The sequence below is a fragment of the Rossellomorea aquimaris genome (genome assembly GCF_001877785.1).
Lineage (GTDB): Bacteria > Bacillota > Bacilli > Bacillales > Bacillaceae_B > Rossellomorea > Rossellomorea aquimaris_A.
Map to the genome: position 1 here is coordinate 1 of NZ_MINN01000142.1, position 497 is coordinate 497.

A 497-nucleotide genomic window follows, 5' to 3' on the forward strand; every position below is an offset into this window, starting at 1 on the left:
ACTGTAACGTGAAGTAAAGGCTCGGCTCAGGATTTGTTGTAACAGTGCGATGATTGGTGGTAAAGGATTGAGGGCGGTGTTGAAGTATGGGAGCGACAGTTTACAGCAGAGGGGGCGTAAGTCTCGTAACGATGTTGCCTTTCGCCGTTTGGGTGAAAGAAGCGACAGGAACGATGGTGATGATTAACGATGTTGCGAAACACAGGGGTGTGAAGGAGTTTGTTGTTTTTTTTTTTACATACGGACTGTGGGGCAATGCCGGGGCGAACGCCGTCAGCAGCGGTATCAATGCCGGTTATCGTTTGATCGACACGGCGTATAATTATGAAAACGAAGGTGCAGTTGGCGAAGGCATTCGGCGCAGCGGCATTCCTCGCGACGAGCTGTGGGTGACTTCCAAGCTGCCGGGGCGCTACCACACGTACGAAAAAGCCTTAGTGGCGATCCAGGAATCGCTATTCCGCGCGCAACTGGATTATTTCGACCTGTATTTGATC

General features: G+C 51.3%; 1 protein-coding gene. It reads left to right on the forward strand.

Annotated features, from left to right (window positions below; translation table 11 throughout):
- Positions 1 to 173 precede the first annotated feature (173 nt).
- The coding region (locus tag BHE18_RS20930; protein ID WP_440480405.1) for an aldo/keto reductase at positions 174 to 497 on the forward strand (324 nt) is incomplete at its 3' end.